The organism is Shewanella sp. HL-SH8, assembly GCF_051165765.1.
GTDB lineage: Bacteria > Pseudomonadota > Gammaproteobacteria > Enterobacterales > Shewanellaceae > Shewanella > Shewanella glacialimarina.
In genome coordinates this window covers 380902-397209 of the sequence record NZ_CP195039.1, presented here as the reverse complement: position 1 = coordinate 397209, position 16308 = coordinate 380902, and the positions used below count along the sequence as shown (strand labels likewise).

14 protein-coding genes and 1 pseudogene are annotated in these 16308 nt (G+C 40.3%); 5 read left to right on the top strand and 10 right to left on the bottom strand.

What is annotated here, in order from left to right:
* Positions 1–205: 205 nt before the first annotated feature.
* From ACRWQN_RS01730 to ACRWQN_RS01720, 3 genes and pseudogenes are all read right to left on the bottom strand, one after another.
* Positions 206–1303, bottom strand: coding sequence for an ABC transporter permease (locus ACRWQN_RS01730; RefSeq protein WP_434930808.1), 1098 nt, complete (start codon positions 1301–1303; stop codon positions 206–208).
* Positions 1300–2225, bottom strand: a pseudogene (locus tag ACRWQN_RS01725) (ABC transporter ATP-binding protein). The gene ACRWQN_RS01730 and the pseudogene ACRWQN_RS01725 overlap by 4 nt, the downstream one beginning before the upstream one ends.
* A 2-nt stretch (positions 2226–2227) precedes the next feature.
* Positions 2228–3193: an HlyD family secretion protein gene (locus tag ACRWQN_RS01720; protein WP_434939576.1), complete on the bottom strand. Its 966-nt coding sequence runs from the start codon at positions 3191–3193 to the stop codon at positions 2228–2230.
* 296 nt (positions 3194–3489) lie between these two features.
* Between ACRWQN_RS01720 and ACRWQN_RS01715 the strand changes: the two genes are divergently transcribed.
* Positions 3490–4044, top strand: coding sequence for a carboxymuconolactone decarboxylase family protein (locus tag ACRWQN_RS01715; protein WP_434939575.1), 555 nt, complete (start codon positions 3490–3492; stop codon positions 4042–4044).
* Between the two features lie 129 nt (positions 4045–4173).
* Positions 4174–4827: a DsbA family oxidoreductase gene (locus tag ACRWQN_RS01710; RefSeq protein ID WP_434939574.1), complete on the top strand. Its 654-nt coding sequence runs from the start codon at positions 4174–4176 to the stop codon at positions 4825–4827.
* Between the two features lie 125 nt (positions 4828–4952).
* On the opposite strand, the gene ACRWQN_RS01705 is transcribed toward ACRWQN_RS01710, so the two are convergent.
* The 3 genes from ACRWQN_RS01705 to ACRWQN_RS01695 form a co-directional block, all read right to left on the bottom strand.
* Positions 4953–5546 carry a TetR/AcrR family transcriptional regulator gene (locus tag ACRWQN_RS01705; protein ID WP_434939573.1) on the bottom strand — a complete coding sequence of 198 codons (594 nt, stop codon included), beginning with the start codon at positions 5544–5546 and terminating at the stop codon, positions 4953–4955.
* Between the two features lie 518 nt (positions 5547–6064).
* Entirely contained in the window at positions 6065–6301 is a 237-nt protein-coding gene (locus ACRWQN_RS01700) for a hypothetical protein (RefSeq protein WP_434939572.1), read from the bottom strand.
* A 5-nt stretch (positions 6302–6306) separates the two neighbouring features.
* Positions 6307–7326, bottom strand: coding sequence for a TnsD family Tn7-like transposition protein (locus ACRWQN_RS01695; protein WP_434939570.1), 1020 nt, complete (start codon positions 7324–7326; stop codon positions 6307–6309).
* 169 nt (positions 7327–7495) lie between these two features.
* Between ACRWQN_RS01695 and ACRWQN_RS01690 the strand changes: the two genes are divergently transcribed.
* The 3 genes from ACRWQN_RS01690 to ACRWQN_RS01680 all read left to right on the top strand — a co-directional run bounded on the left by ACRWQN_RS01690 (position 7496) and on the right by ACRWQN_RS01680 (position 9406).
* A protein-coding gene (locus ACRWQN_RS01690; RefSeq protein ID WP_434937665.1) for an IS3 family transposase occupies positions 7496–8673 on the top strand; the annotation gives its coding sequence in 2 pieces (ribosomal slippage) (positions 7496–7754 and positions 7754–8673; 1179 coding nt in all).
* Between the two features lie 426 nt (positions 8674–9099).
* Positions 9100–9234, top strand: coding sequence for a zinc ribbon-containing protein (locus ACRWQN_RS01685; RefSeq protein ID WP_102037445.1), 135 nt, complete (start codon positions 9100–9102; stop codon positions 9232–9234).
* 40 nt (positions 9235–9274) lie between these two features.
* A complete protein-coding gene (locus ACRWQN_RS01680; RefSeq protein ID WP_434939568.1) occupies positions 9275–9406 on the top strand; it encodes a hypothetical protein in 132 nt (43 codons plus the stop codon).
* Positions 9407–9637: 231 nt separating this feature from the next.
* Here the strand turns inward: ACRWQN_RS01680 and glmS are convergent, their stop codons facing one another.
* The 4 genes from glmS to glmU all read right to left on the bottom strand — a co-directional run bounded on the left by glmS (position 9638) and on the right by glmU (position 16198).
* Entirely contained in the window at positions 9638–11467 is a 1830-nt protein-coding gene (gene glmS, locus ACRWQN_RS01675) for a glutamine--fructose-6-phosphate transaminase (isomerizing) (RefSeq protein WP_434939567.1), read from the bottom strand.
* Positions 11468–11496: 29 nt separating this feature from the next.
* Positions 11497–12273: a DeoR/GlpR family DNA-binding transcription regulator gene (locus ACRWQN_RS01670; RefSeq protein WP_434939566.1), complete on the bottom strand. Its 777-nt coding sequence runs from the start codon at positions 12271–12273 to the stop codon at positions 11497–11499.
* 197 nt (positions 12274–12470) lie between these two features.
* The gene (locus tag ACRWQN_RS01665) at positions 12471–14669 is read right to left on the bottom strand and encodes a TonB-dependent siderophore receptor (protein WP_434939565.1); all 2199 of its coding nucleotides are present in this window, start codon (positions 14667–14669) and stop codon (positions 12471–12473) included.
* 164 nt (positions 14670–14833) lie between these two features.
* Positions 14834–16198: a bifunctional UDP-N-acetylglucosamine diphosphorylase/glucosamine-1-phosphate N-acetyltransferase GlmU gene (gene glmU / locus ACRWQN_RS01660; protein ID WP_434927689.1), complete on the bottom strand. Its 1365-nt coding sequence runs from the start codon at positions 16196–16198 to the stop codon at positions 14834–14836.
* Positions 16199–16308 lie beyond the last annotated feature (110 nt).

The following is a 16308-nucleotide window of genomic DNA, read 5'->3' as shown; positions in this document are numbered from 1 at the left end:
TAGATTTTTATTGGAGTTAACAATTTGTTAACCCAAATCAGTATCGCCTAATAATTGAACAAATAAACACCTTGGAATATTGAATACGTATGCATAACGACTAAAGTAGCGTCAGCTAATGGCTAAAGTAAGCACACAAAATCATAGCCAGAAGGCTAATTCAAGCGGCTGAATAATAGCAATTTTAAATCATAACAGAGGTTATTTAATCTAATGTTTTCTTAAATCGAGCTGCTGCAACGAACAAACCTACCACTGTAAAACAAGCAAGCCACAGGGTATCGCGCCATAGGTCGATTAAATCAGCTTCTCGTAATACAACACCTCGAATTAAACGCATAAAGTGAGTTGCCGGAAGCGCTTCTGATATCCATTGTGCCGTTTCTGGCATACCTTCATACGGAAACATAAAACCAGACAATAATATTGAAGGTAATAAGATAAAGATGGTCATTTGCATGGCTTGTAATTGATTTTTAGCCAAGGTAGAAATCATTAACCCCAATGATAAACTGGCTGAAATAAACAATAGGGTACCGAATAATATCTGTGCAACTGACCCATTGATAGGCACATCAAATATCCAATGGCCTAACCCCAAAATGATAAACACCTGTATTAAGCCAACAAATATATAAGGAACAATTTTGGCTATCATCAGCTCCATTGGGCTAATTGGAGTGGTAATCAGTAGCTCTAAGTTACCTCGTTCCCGTTCACGTACTATGGCGGTGCTGGTAAACAGGATCATCGTCATGGTCAATATAATCCCTAACAAACCCGGCACAATATTCACCGCAGAGCGTCGGCTCGGATTATAAAACAACACAACTTCAAAGGTTTTAACGGTCTTAGGGCGTATGTCGAAATCAAAATCGGTTAACGGCATAGACTGTAGCGCTAAAATAGCTGAACTGATCATGGTGTCTGAGCCATCAACTATCCATTGACCTAACACTCTATTTTGCACCATTCGCTGAGTTAAATCCTGCGGCAGTATTAGCGCTGCACGCACAACTCCCTGTTTAATGGCTTGCTCAGCCTCTTCTGCGGTAGCAAAATGCCTAACAACGTTCACTACTTGAGTGACTTTAACAGACTCAGTTATCACCCGCCCCGCAGTACTCTGGCTTTGGTCGACAACTGCTATCGGTATTTGGCGAATGTCGGTATTAATGGCATAACCAAACAACAATAGCTGAATAAGCGGGATCATCACTACCATGCCAAAGGTAATCCGGTCCCTTGATAATTGACGGATCTCTTTCACCATTACCGCTTTTATTCGATAGAAAGACATCATTGGCGCCCCTCACCGGTAACACACACAAACACATCTTCTAAACTAGGACGAGCAAGATTCATTTCAGCTTGGGCAAGTTCAGGAAAAGTTGTTTTCAGCCATTGAATAGGATCGGCGATGTCTTGATAAATTAACACCCTCAAACGAACTCCTAGCTGCGCCGCTGATCGAACCGCTTTGGTTGCCAGTAGCTTTTTTTCAAGGCACGTAACTGCGGACTGTTAACCTCGACAATATTAACGCCCATATCACGCATTAAAGCATCAGGTTCTCCGTCTGCACGAATAATACCAGATTCCATTACCGCCAAACGATGGCAACGTTCAGCTTCATCCATGTAATGGGTGGTGACTAAAATAGTGGTGCCTTGTGCTGATAACTCAAACAACTGCTCCCAAAACTCTCTTCTATTTTGCGGGTCAACCGCGGAGGTAGGCTCATCCAAAAAAAGTAACTCTGGGTTATGCATAGTGGCACACGCTAAAGATAAACGCTGACGCTGACCACCACTCATACCCGCGACCCTTTGTTGACGAATAGAATCTAACCCATAAGTCATTAGCTGCTCATTAATGCGCAGGCTTAACGCCTTACTGCCCATACCAAATATTTGCCCCATAAACTGCATGTTTTCTTGCACACTTAAATCATCATACAGGGAGAATTTTTGGGTCATGTAGCCAATTTTTAAGCGTAATGATTCTGCTTGCTTGGGCATGGATAAGCCCAATACGGTGATGTCACCCGATGTAGGGCTTAGCAAACCCGTTAGCACTCTTATCATGGTGGATTTACCGCAACCATTTGGGCCTAAAAAGCCGTAAATACAACCTTTAGGGACCCGTAAGGTGACGTTTTCGATAGCAGTGAAATCAGCAAACTTTTTCACCACGTTGACTGCTTCAATAACGAATTCAGTCATGACTAATCTCCCGTTGAATTATTAATAATCAAGTCAACCTGGGCGGGGATACCCGAAGGAAATGTTGCCGCAGAGTCTTCTAAATCGACTTCGGCAAGGTACATTAACCGGGCGCGTTCATTCTCAGTCAAAGCGTAATAAGGGGTGAATGAGGCTTCATGAGATACCCAGCGTACTGTGCCCACTAATGTTTGTTCAACACCATCGACATGCACAGTGACCTTTAAGCCAGGAATAAAATGAATACGGTGCGGTGCAGGGACATATACCCTAGCGTAGGGCACGCTATTAGCCAACATCACTGCCACAACACTGTTTAGCGCCACTCGCTCACCTAAGTTATATGGCAAGTTATTTAGTATGCCATCGCGGGTGGCCACTATGGTTAACTCATCTAACTTCTGGGTTTGTAAAACAACTTCTGCTTGGCTAGCCGCTAATTCAGCTTTGGCTTGCTCGATGTCTTCAATACGCGATCCCGCGGTAAGCTTGCTAAACTCTTCCTTGGTCGAATTTAATGATGCCAGTGCTTTATCTCGACTGGCTAAAGCGCTGTCTAAATCAGATTGACTCACTAATTTACGGGCGATTAACTCTACCTGACGGCGATAATTTTTCTGTGCCTCAACAAACTGCGCATTAGCTTGAGCTACCTTAGCTTGTGCTGAGGCGATATCTTCAACCCGCTCGCCATTAGTCAGTTTTAGTAAAAAAGCCGTCGCTTTGGCCTTTTTGGCTATCGCATTAGCCAGGATAGCTTGCTGGTTTTTAGCATCTAATCGCACCAACACTTGCCCAGCTTCAACGATACTGCCTTCAATAACGGGCAACTCACGAATAATCTCATTCGAGGTGGCGGTAAATGTCACTCGATCACGCTCTAGCGTGCCAATAGCTTGTGGTACTGAGGTAGGAGAACAAGCTAGCTGCATGAATATAAAAAACATGCCTAGTATTATCAAACGCATTTATTTTCCTTAACTAAAATCACATACCCATTAGCAACTCATGGGTAGCTTAGAATATAAACCCTTGTAAAAAAATCTTAAACATCAATACATTATTGCACTTTGAGTTACACCAGCATCCCAAAAAAGGTTTATTAAATCTATTGATTTTGAATGAGTGACAAAAGTATTTGAACGATTGCTCAAATAAAACTTGAACGATCGTTCAAAAGATGTTTATATTATATCCATACTAAGCAAACAATGAAGTGATTAACCTATCACTTATTAGATAAACGACCTTTTTGGAGTGTCATATGAGCAAATTTACTATCCATAATTTAGAAACCGTTCCTGCAGAAAGCAAAGCCTTATTAGAACAATCTAAAAAAGCCTACGGTATGATCCCTAATCTTCATGGTGTGTTAGCCGAGTCTCCTGGTATTTTTGAAGCCTATCAAACATTACACACGCTATTTACCGAATCTTCATTTAATGCTGATGAATTAACCGTAGTATGGCAGACAATAAATGTTGAGCATGGCTGTACGTACTGTGTCCCTGCCCACACGGGTATAGCAGAAATGATGGAAGTCGATTCCGCATTGTCTAATGCATTAAGAAACCGTGAAGCCATGCCAAATGCCAAATTACAAGCACTTCACGACACCACATTACTTGTAGTACGTAACCGCGGAATATTGTCAGATGCTGAAATGGAAGCATTCTTTGCGGCAGGTTATGGTCAACGTCAATTACTTGAAATCATATTAGGTTTATCGCAAAAAGTGATCAGCAATTATGTTAATCATCTTGCTCATACTCCTGTTGATGCGCCTTTTAAAAAATTCGCTTGGCAAAACAATAAGTAACTTAAACGATCAAACTTATTCTGAACTCAAAATAGGATGAATTTAAGTGAACAGAAGAGAGCAAGTCATTGACTTGCTCTCTTTTTCATTTATTGGAATGATATAACGTCGCATTAAAGCAGGTGAAACATGGTAGATAAAATTAAAATCGACATCATCTCCGATGTTGTTTGTCCGTGGTGTATTGTTGGATACGAAGGATTAAAACAAGCCATCAACGAGCTTGGTATTGAAGACAAAGTTGATATTGAATGGCAACCATTCGAACTTAACCCTGATATGCCTGCAGAAGGTGAAGAATTGCGCGCGCATGTTGCCCGCAAATATGGCTCTAGTCGAGCAGACAGTGATCGTGCTCGAATCAACATTGCAGCCCGTGGGGCGGAATTTGGATTTAAGTTCAACTATGCTGATGACATGAAGATGGTCAACACATTTGATGCCCACATCTTGTTAAATTATGCCAAAGGTTTTGGCAAACAAACCGAGCTTAAAATGCGTTTATTTAACGCCTTTTTTAGCGAGCATAAGGATATATCCGACAGAGTTGTTCTTGCCAATGAACTGATCGCTGTGGGTTTGAATCCAAAAGAAGCAATACCGCTATTAGATAATGCAGAAGTTAGAGCGCATATCACAGCAGACAAAAACCAATGGTTATCTGCAGGCATAAACTCTGTGCCAACAGTGGTATTTAATCGTACTAGTGCATTAAATGGCGCTCATCCTGTTGAGTCCTATAAGCAAGTGCTTAGCGAACTACTGGCCGAACAAAAAGCATAAATTAAAACTAACGACTTTAAAAGCCAAAATCCTTATTGGTTTTGGCTTTTTAATATTAAAGAAATAAGGATTACATTGATTAGTTTTTGTGTTGGTATTAGAGCACAGTAAATACCGTGAATACCTTATTTTTTAATGGCTAACGGTGGGTTACTGAATATCGCCTCGATAAAATCACCAATGGTATTGTCGTCACGATTTGCGTGGGCATATGTGCGAATACCAATAATTTGTACCTGTAAAAAACGTGCTAACGCTTGTGGCGTTTGTGCTGTATCTAGCTCACCATTTTGTTGTGCTTGAGCCAATAAACTTGCAAACTCAGCTTCAACCATTACCAAAGACTCTTTTGCTTCTGCTAATAAGTCAGCATTATCTTCCGTTAGCTCTGCGACTGTTTTAACCAACATACACATGCCACTTGGCGCATTACCTTGGCTTAATACTGCACGTTCAACAAACAGCTTTAACGCCGCTAATGGAGAATGGGTATCAGCAATACACATATGAAGTTGAGCAACGCCACTTTTGACATAATGCTGTAATGCCGCTTTAAACAATCCCTCTTTACTGCCAAAACTAGCGTAAATACTGCCTGGGCGCATATCAACAACTTCTTGTAGATTACGCATAGAAGTAGCATGAAAGCCTTTTTCCCAATATAAATTGGCCGCTTTTTCAATAATATCTTCGCGATTAAATTTAGCAGGTTTACTCATTAGTTTATCTCTAGAAAAGCAAGGTAACGTTTTGAACGACCGCTCAATTATAGTCATGACACTTATTTTAGTCCAGCCGTTTAACGGTATTCTATTAACTGAAGCAATATTGCTATATTTGGCGATATTTAATTATGAGTTCATCGTGTGTTGCTATTGAGCCTCCCTTTTAGCCAACTAATAGGATGAAATCCTGCTAGTTGGCTATTTTTCTTTTAAATGAATATGTAGGCGAAGCGCTACTACTTACTTAGGCGGTAAAACAATCAGAACATCGGCAAAAAATAAAAAAAAGCAACTACTCTCAGAGTTAGTTGCTTTTATGTATCTGGTTAATAGGCATAATATGCAATATCAACCACTGTGGAAGTTAAATAAAGTACGCAACTAAAGCCCAAACTAAATGTATGATCTTTATAATAAAGTACGATCCTGAGAATTAATAATGTTAGAAACTAAAAAGCCGTTAACATAGTATGATACTAGTGATGTTGGAAACTGACATTTAAGCTCATTAATTAAGCAAAACCACCGCTATTAATCCCAGCTAAATATACAATAAAGTGCTCGGACAACCCTCTTTCACAAACATCAATCGCTGTAATATCACCAAATGCTGGAATTGGTTTTTCTAACCAATTAGAAATGCCTTCGTAGTCTCCTGCCCAAGGCAGTAGTAAAGAGAAAATATACGCTATATCTTGTTCTGAAAAATAATGGCCTAGTAATTCTTCTAATTTTTGTTGTTCGTTCATTTTAGTTACAGTCCTCTTAAAGCCCATAAATTTGCTAGTAGACTATCCAAAAATTCACATGTCATTTGAGTCATCCGCTCGTCACTTAATCCCGACAATCTAAGTATCTGCCATCTAGGAAGTATATTTGGTCTAGTCATAATCATGACTTGAGTAATCCTTCTTATTTGATAATCAGTAATACTTTCAGAGTAACGGGCAAGATAGATTGAAGCCAAGGGCAGTTTATATAGATACTTCTCCACTGACGTTCCAGTATCTAATTGAGAAACAAGCCATTTCATCGACAATCGAGGTCCCGAAATATCATCAAAATGTTTATCGATTATACGAATAAGGGCTCTAACAATTTCCATATCCCTTCTCTTCCAATCAACTCTATTGTTTACTACGGGAATAGGACGCTTGTATTTGTTATTAGTGTTAAGTAACCAATCTCTATTGTGGCGGTATAACCACATATATGTACTTTCATAGCCATTTTTCCTGGCAACTTTGGCCCCGAATTGTTTAACTTGATTTAGCCATATTTTTTGGTTTTCTCGCATTTTTGTTTTTGAGAAAGTCGTTAATTTAACTTTTTTGATATTTGATTTAACTAAAGACCTTCCCCTATCCATAACCTCAGAGAGCTTGATATCTTTTTGAATGGCATAAAGTGCGACTAAATGCTCTAAATAACTGAAGGATTTTCGATGCTTTTGGGAAATCTTATGTAACCAATTAGACTCCGTTTCATTTGGAAATAAATTCATTGAACGTAGCCATTCCGCTGACCACGCACTCTCAATTGCCTCTTTCAGTAATGGGTAATTACAAAAACAACCTTTTGCGAATCCATTTTTAACAAGTAAATCTCTATACAGGTTTGTCCATTGCTCAAAACTGAGTGATTGCTGCTCTCCTCGATAGAGCAGCCAACACACTTGCTCGTCTAACCACTTAGGATTGGATATCAATATCTGAGGTGAAAATGTTTCTATTTGTTGAGTTTGCAGAGGAAAATACTCATGCCTATGTTGCATTGAATGGTAGGGTTGAATATTTACTAGTGGAGTTCCGTGTATACAGCAATGATTTATGCCAACAATTTGATGTATTCTTCTCCAGTAGGGTTCTTTGTAGTGGCATAGTTATTTTGGCCACCTAAATAGAGGTGATATTATTACCTCGTACATGACTTTAGGTGAACACATGAGATCGATAACCAGAAAAACATTTAGTGCTGAATTCAAACTTGAAGCAGCCCAATTAGTCCTAGATAAAAACCATAGCATCATCGAAGCTGCAAAGGCGATGAACGTGGGTAAATCAACCATGGACAAATGGGTGAGACAGTTAAAACTAGAACGCCAGGGTGGCACTCCCAAAGCCTCTCCCATTACCCCTGAACAAATTGAAATTCGTGAGTTGAAGAAACACATAGCACGTATTGAGGAGCATAATCTTATCCTAAAAAAGGCTACCGCTCTCTTGATGTCAGACTCGATGAACAATTTGCGCTAATCAGCCAACTCAAGCAGAGCCACTCTATTCTTACAATTTGTAATGCATTCAAAGTGCATCGAAGTAGCTATAAATATTGGCTAAAAAGAAAAGAGCATATTGATGCTGATTTTACAATTTTATGCAGTGAAGTGAAGACCGCGCATCGTATTAGTAATGGCTCTGCCGGTGCCCGAACGATAGCGCAATTAGTGACTAACAAAGGGATTAAACTTAGTCGTTATCGAGCTCGTAATCTCATGATAAAGCTTGGGTTAGTCAGTTGTCAGCAGCCTAAGCATGCTTATAGGAAAGCAACACAAGAACATGTAGCTATCCCTAATACGCTTAATCGACAGTTTGCTGTTACCCAACCAGATCAAGTGTGGTGTGGCGACGTGACGTATGTTTGGGTCGGTAATCGTTGGGCATATTTAGCGGTTGTTCTAGATTTATTTTCCCGCAAACCTGTGGGATGGGCTTTGTCATTATCGCCAGATAGTGAACTGACGTGCAAAGCCTTGAATATGGCGTTTGAGTTAAGGGGTAAACCTGAGAATGTGATTTATCACAGTGATCAGGGCTCGCATTATACTAGCTTGAAATTTAGGCAGTTATTATGGCGTCTTCAGATTGAGCAAAGTATGAGTCGTCGCGGGAATTGTTGGGATAACGCACCAATGGAGCGTTTCTTTAGAAGTTTGAAATCTGAATGGGTACCCGCTAGTGGCTATGGGAGTTTTACAGAAGCAGACAAAGCGATCACAAATTACATCACTGGATATTACAGTGAAACTAGACCCCATCAATATAATGGTGGGTTAACGCCAAATGAGTCAGAACGTTTATATTGGAATGACTCTAAAACCGTGGCCAATTTTACTTGACCACTACAAACAGTGTCTTTTTAGCAGACATTGTCTATATAATATTTTCATAAAATGCAGATACCATAACAGCAACATACTGTTCAAACTATCTTTATATTTCTTGCACTTACAATATAGCAGAACATGTCTGTATAGCCGCAAATGCTCAACTAAGCTCATAATCTGCTATTAGGAAAAGTTGGTCAATAACTGACATAAGAGAGTGGTCAGGAACCTCGAGCTAAATGATTTTGGGGGCAAAAACGTTTTAACAAAGTTTAATATCAAACGAAATATGATGATGCCCTTAATGCATAATCATTGGAATGATTTCTATTAATAATCTGCTTAAAAATAACTCTTGCATTGTTCTTTTTTTGACCCAATATAGGATTCAATAATACATTTTGTATTATTGAATCCAGTTATCAAGGAGATATATTTATGTCGAGCACAGGCGAAAAACCAGGGAAAGGTGTTTATACATGCACAAAATGTGGACAAAAAGTCATTTTAGATGATAACTCCGATACACTTCCTCCTTGCCCTAAATGCGAAGCAACTAACTACACGCCTTAAAATAATGGCCTTATATAAACTTATACATGAGGTGAGCGTCATGAGCATAAAACCAGGCCCTAAGCCAAAAGCTGAATCAACAGGTAAAACAGATCAAAGACGTAGTGTTACCCCTGATAATAAATCTAAACATCCAAGTTTAGATACGCATAAACATAAACCGGGTAAATAGTTTTGCGTTACAAACGCTATCGTCCTGGAATTTAACTACCCATGACTATTGCATTAACATAACTTTTTATCTTAAAAAAAAAGCGACCACTCAATGAGTAAGTCGCTTTTTATTAGTTTCGAACATTTCACAGTAGCTAACTTGTTTAGTTTCTAACTTTTCAGTTAGTAGCCATCTTTATGACTAGTTTCGAACTCTATTTAACGTCCACACCACCAGCAATAATGTTACTTATTCTACTGTAACCGATTTTGCCAAGTTACGTGGTTGATCCACGTCAGTACCTTTAATTAATGCAACGTGATATGACAATAACTGTAGTGGGATAGTGTAGATAAGTGGCGCCATAAACTCATCACAATGAGGCACTGGAATCACCTTCATGGTGTCGTCTGATTCAAACTCAGCGTCTTTGTCAGCAAACACATACATTAACCCGCCACGGGCACGTACTTCTTCCACATTTGATTTAAGCTTTTCAAGCAGTTCGTTGTTTGGCGCAACTACGATAACCGGCATATCAGCATCAATAAGTGCTAATGGACCGTGTTTTAATTCGCCTGAGGCATAAGCTTCTGCATGAATGTAAGATATTTCTTTTAGTTTTAACGCGCCTTCCATTGCGATTGGGTACTGATCGCCACGACCTAAAAATAATGCATGGTGCTTGTCGGCAAAATCTTCTGCAAGCTGAGCAATGGCATCGTCCAACCCTAATGCTTGCTCTACTTTAGCTGGCATTGATAGCAGGCTTTGGGTGATGTTAGCTTGCATCTCATCTGACATACCGTTGTAACGACCAATCACAGCAGTAAGCATTAATAAACCGGCTAATTGCACAGTAAATGCTTTGGTTGAGGCAACGCCAATTTCAGCACCGGCTTTCATCATGTAAGCCATGTCAGATTCGCGTACTAACGATGAACCACCTGAGTTACAAATGGTTAAGGTGGCTTTATAGCCCATTTCTTTAGCAAGACGCATTGCCGCTAAGGTATCAGCGGTTTCACCCGACTGTGAAATCGTGACTAATAAGCTATTTGGGAATAAATGCGATTTGCGGTAACGAAACTCTGAAGCAATTTCAACATTACAAGACACACCCGCCCAGTCTTCTAACCAGTAACGTGCTGCCATGCCAGCATGGTAGCTAGTACCACACGCGATAATTTGTACATGTTTGATGTCTTTTAAGAACTCTGACGCGTTATCACCAAAAGCACTATCTAATACTTGTTTATTGGCAATGCGACCTTCTATAGTGCGGGCTAAAGCCATTGGCTGCTCGTAGATTTCTTTTAGCATGTAATGGCGGTATTCACCTTTATCACCAGCATCATGGGTCACTTCTGACTCTTTGATTTCACGCTTAACAGCATCGCCATTTAAATCATAAATATTCACTTCACGACGAGTGACCTCTGCAACATCACCTTCTTCTAAGAAAGCAAAATTACGCGTTACAGGTAGTAGTGCAAGTTGGTCAGATGCGACAAAGTTTTCACCTATGCCATAACCGATTACAAGCGGGCTACCACTACGAGCCACAACCATGCGTTCGCTGTCGCGACGGTCAATAACCACTGTGCCGTATGCACCTTCTAGCTGCTTAACGGTTGCTTGTACCGCTGATAATAACGTATTAGCCGTTTTAAGTTCATGGTGCACTAAATGACAAATAACCTCTGTGTCTGTGTCTGATGAAAACACATAACCTAGCTCTTTAAGTTTTACACGTAGCTTGTTGTGGTTTTCAATAATACCGTTATGTACAACAGCGATATCACCTTCAGATAAATGTGGGTGGGCATTACGTTCACTGGGTTCACCATGGGTAGCCCAACGGGTGTGCGCAATACCAGTACCACCAGTCAATGGATGTTCAGCCAATGCTGATGATAACTCTTGTACTTTACCTAAACGGCGAGTGCGGTTTAGCTCGCTATTATAGATAACCGCTACACCGGCACTGTCATAACCGCGATATTCTAAGCGGCGTAAACCTTCAACTAAAATTTCTGCTACATCTCTTTGCGCTACAGCGCCAACGATTCCACACATGATTATTTACCTATTGAGTAATTTTAAAATTAATTTGATTCGATATAGGACGCAAGTAACACTTTTATGCCCTGATCTGTAATGGTTTGTAATGCCTCGGCTGAGATATGGTCATCGGTGACCAATACGTTTATCTCACTCCAGGGCAGTTCTAAATTAGGAATACGGCGACCAATTTTTGATGATTCAAGCAAGACGATAACTTCACGAGACATTTCGGCCATCACTTTGCTCAGTCCGGTTAGTTCATTGAACGTGGTGGTGCCACGCTCTAAATCTAAACCGTCGGCGCCGATAAACAATTGGTCAAAGTTATATGAACGTAAAACTTGTTCGGCTACCTGGCCTTGGAAAGACTCTGAATGCGGGTCCCAGGTACCACCGGTCATCAATAATGTCGGTTCGTTTTCAAGTTCGTGAATCGCATTAGCCAGCTGCAATGAGTTAGTCATTACCACTAAACCACGCAAGTTATTTAGCTGCTGCACAATACCTGTGGTAGTGCTACCACTATCAATAATAATTCGGTTGTGATCTTTAATCAGCGCGGCGGCGGTTTTAGCTATAGCCAGTTTATTGGGTGCTATTTTGGCACTAAACTGCTGAGTGACTTCGTCGGGCACTGCAATAGCGCCACCATAACGGCGTAGCAATAAGCCTGTTTTTTCTAAAGTAGCTAAATCCTTGCGAATGGTGACTTCCGATGTTTCAAAACGTAAAGACAACTCCTCAACACTGACTTCTCCTTGCTGATTAAGCAGGTTGATAATGCTGTGTCGACGTTGTTGGGTATTACGCTTATTCATAATGGGGTTTTCTTTCACTTAAGTTACGAAACGAAAGATATTTTAGCAGTAAATGAAACTTTATCTAGACTTGTTGAAAGATAAATAATAAAAAAGCAGCGATAATCGCTGCTTTTTTAGACAAAGGTCAATATTTTACTTAGGCTACACATAATGAAAGGGTATCTGTAGCCGAGTAAAATTAACGGGCAAATGCATTAAAACTTAGCTTCTACCGCTAGGTTAATATTGCGTCCCTGACCAACGGTAACATCCGTTGTACTCCCACCTGCAAGGTAATCTTTATCAAATAGATTTCTGATGTTCATTCGTAAACTTACATCGCTACCCATGATAGGCATAGTGTAAGCCGCGCCCACATCAACTTTAATATAATCATCTTTAGTAATGGTGTTTTGACTGTCGGCATAACGCTCGCCCACATAGGTTGCACCAAAGTTAAGGGCAAAGTTTTCGGTCATTTCATAACGAGTCCAAAGGTTTGCTGATAGTTCTGGTGCATCTATCGGTGTTTTACCATTTAAGCTGTCTGATACTGGACGTAGATACTCGGCACTTAAATACATCATTGAACCTGTAACAAACCACTTGTCAGCAACTTGACCTTGGGCACCAATCTCAGCACCTTTATGACGTTGTTCGCCTTCTTGAGTGGTGATGTAAGTTTTATCATTTACTGGCGTAACTAATGTTTGTTGTACAGTGACATTAGATACTGTGATATCAAAGATTGCCCCCGTTAAAAGCAAACTGCCATCGTACAACTCCCACTTTGTACCTAACTCATATTGAGTACCATACTCAGGCTCAAGATCCATCTTGTTATTGACGTCATCATCATTATTCACCATGCCCTGTGGGCTAAAGCTTTGTGAATAGTTAACGTATATGCTGCCATTTTTTGTTGGTGAATAAATTACGCCAAACTTAGGTAAAACGGCATAGCTATTATTACCTTCGCCGTCTTTTTTCTGCTCATCATAACGAGTACCTACTAACGCCTGCCATGAATCATTAAAGCTAATAAGATCTTGCAGGTAGAACCCGTAATGCTTGTAATTAGATTCATACTTTGTGGTATCTTGGTGATAATCTAACCCCGGGTTAGCTACAGGTACACCAGGCATAACATGCTGATTTTTAGATCCTGAATCTTTTAACTGACCATAGTAGTATTTCAGTAAATTGCCGCCTAATAACAACTGATGCTCGACACCAGCCGTGTTGAATTGGCTGGTAAAGTCCATGTATGCCGTTTCATGCTGCCAATCATCATATCGGTCAAACGGGCTAATAAAGTAACCTTGAGTTAATGGATCCTCATAACAGACGTTTTTCTTATTATTGTCTTTACCGCACACATTGGGTGAAGAGTCTAAACGCTGACGATTAAATTGCTGGTGGTTATAACCCGTTTTAACCTGCATATTATCGTTAATATGATAAGTTAAATCACCGCCTTTATTAGTTATGGTGTTGTCGGTAAACGCCCAAGGCATATCCCATATTAAATCACGGCCACCCACCAATTCGCCTGCACTATTCAACCAACCACCGCGGTCTATACCGGTTTTATCTTGGGTATGATCATACTTTACCGACAACAATAAATCATCGGTGATGTCGTATTCAAGGTTGATGAAGCCTAACCAACGGTCACGCTCTTGGTTAGTTTCATCTACGCCCATAGTATTGGCATAGTTACGCCAATATTGTGAATCCTGCTTAACTAACACAGTACGGTAGCGCAAGGTTTGTGCATCATTGATACTGCCACCCGCATCAGCTTGAAAGCGTGTAGAACCTTGATCATCGGTATCAAAACCTAGTTCAAACTCGGTATCATATGTTGGTTTTTTGGTCACCATATTAATCAAACCACCAGGGCCAGACTGACCATACAACATACTTGACGGCCCTTTTAGCACTTCAACTTGCTGGAGTGTTTCTATTGGCTGCACATAGTGAGACCACTGTTGATGACCATTGATGAGGTAACCGGATCCTGAATCTAACTCAAAACCTCGAAGACTAAAGACTTGGCGGTTCCATTTTTCACTGCCGGCAGTCACACTTGAGTCGTTAACCAATACTTCTGATAAATTTTTAGCTAATTGCTCGTCGGTAACAAAATCAGGAATAATTGCCACAGATTGAGGCGTGTCCATTAAGTCGATGTTACCGCGCATTGCACCAGAGGCTGTACCTACTTTATAGTTATTAAACTGTCTGCCAGTCACTTCTATTCGCTCAATGCTATTGTGTGTTGCAGCGGCTTGATCAGGTGAGACTTCTAATGATGTTGGTTGCTGTTCTGCTTGAGCATCAAAGTGCACTGAATATGACAACAATCCCGTTGTAACGGCTATTGCTACTGCTGATAATTTAGTTAACATTCATACCTCTATTTAGATGTTATACCGATTTAATGCAGGCATATTAAATGAGAATGATTATTATTAGCTAAAATTTACAGAATATTTACTTTGTTTGTTGGAACTTACAAAAAAGCGATAAGTGCATCACACTTATCGCCAATAGAAGTAGTGAATGTAGAGTATTACTTCGACAATTTTACCGGGCGTTGCCATCCAGCAATATGACGCTGTTTCACACGGGTTATCACTAATTCACCCTCGCCAACATCTTTGGCTATAGTAGAGCCTGCACCTAAGGTGGCATTTTTACCTATGGTAACTGGAGCGATAAGTTGAGTATCACTGCCAACAAATACACCATCTTCTATAGTGGTAACAAACTTATTAACACCATCGTAGTTACAGGTAATAGTACCCGCACCAATATTTACCCCGGCACCTATTTGTGCATCACCTAAGTAACTTAAATGCCCTGCTTTAGACCCTTTACCGAGTACTGTTTTTTTCATTTCAACAAAGTTACCCACGTGGGCATCTTCTTTTAATTCTGCACCGGTACGTAAACGAGCAAATGGTCCGGCACTGGCTGATTTACCTAATTTAGCGCCTTCTATAATTGAGTAAGGCTTAATTTCAGCGTTATCGGCAATATCACAATCAATGAGAATAGCCCCGGCGCCGATAGTCACATTATTACCTAAAGTGACTTTACCTTGAATGATCACATTGACATCAATCATCACATCCATCCCAACGGTTACCTCTCCGCGGATATCAATACGAGCTGGATCACGCAAGTTAGCACCTTCAAGCATTAACTTTTCAGCCGCACGAGCTTGGTAAGCACGCTCTAATTGAGCCAGTTGCACTCGATTATTAGCCCCTTCGACTTCGATAGCAGATTCCGGTTGCGCAGTCGTAATAGCCACACCATCGGCATGTGCCATCGCTATAATATCAGTCAGGTAATATTCACCTTGGGCATTACTATTAGATAAACGACTTAACCAGGTTTTTAATTGCTTACCCGGTACAGCCATAATACCGGTATTCACTTCGGTAATTTTTAATTGCTCAGCGTTAGCATCTTTTTGCTCAATAATACCGACGACATTATCGTTGTGACGAACAATTCGGCCATATCCAGTTGGATTAACAAGGTTAACAGTCAGAATAGCCAAGCCATTATCTGCCCGGGCAGCTAATAATTTTTCTAAGGTTGATTGCTGAATCAAGGGTACATCGCCGTAAAGAATTAATACTGTATCGTCATCACTAATGTTTGAATTGGCTTGTGCTACAGCATGCCCTGTACCTAATTGTTCAGCTTGTAACACCCAATTTAAAGGTTGCTCACCCAATGTTTGCTTTAGTTTGTCTGCGCCATAGCCATATACAAGTTGAATAGCCTTGGAGCCTAAAGCGTTTGCCGTATCAATAACATGTTGAACCATGCTTTTATGGGCGATTGGGTGTAACACTTTAGGAAGATCTGAGCGCATACGCGTTCCTTTGCCTGCAGCTAAGATCACAACATTTAACGACATGATTAATTCCTTTAAAAGACTAAAAAGTATAATTGGCGCTATTTTAGCTGAATACAGCCTAAAATGGAAAATACTCACCACAGCCATCGACGATGAATAAACAATCCCAA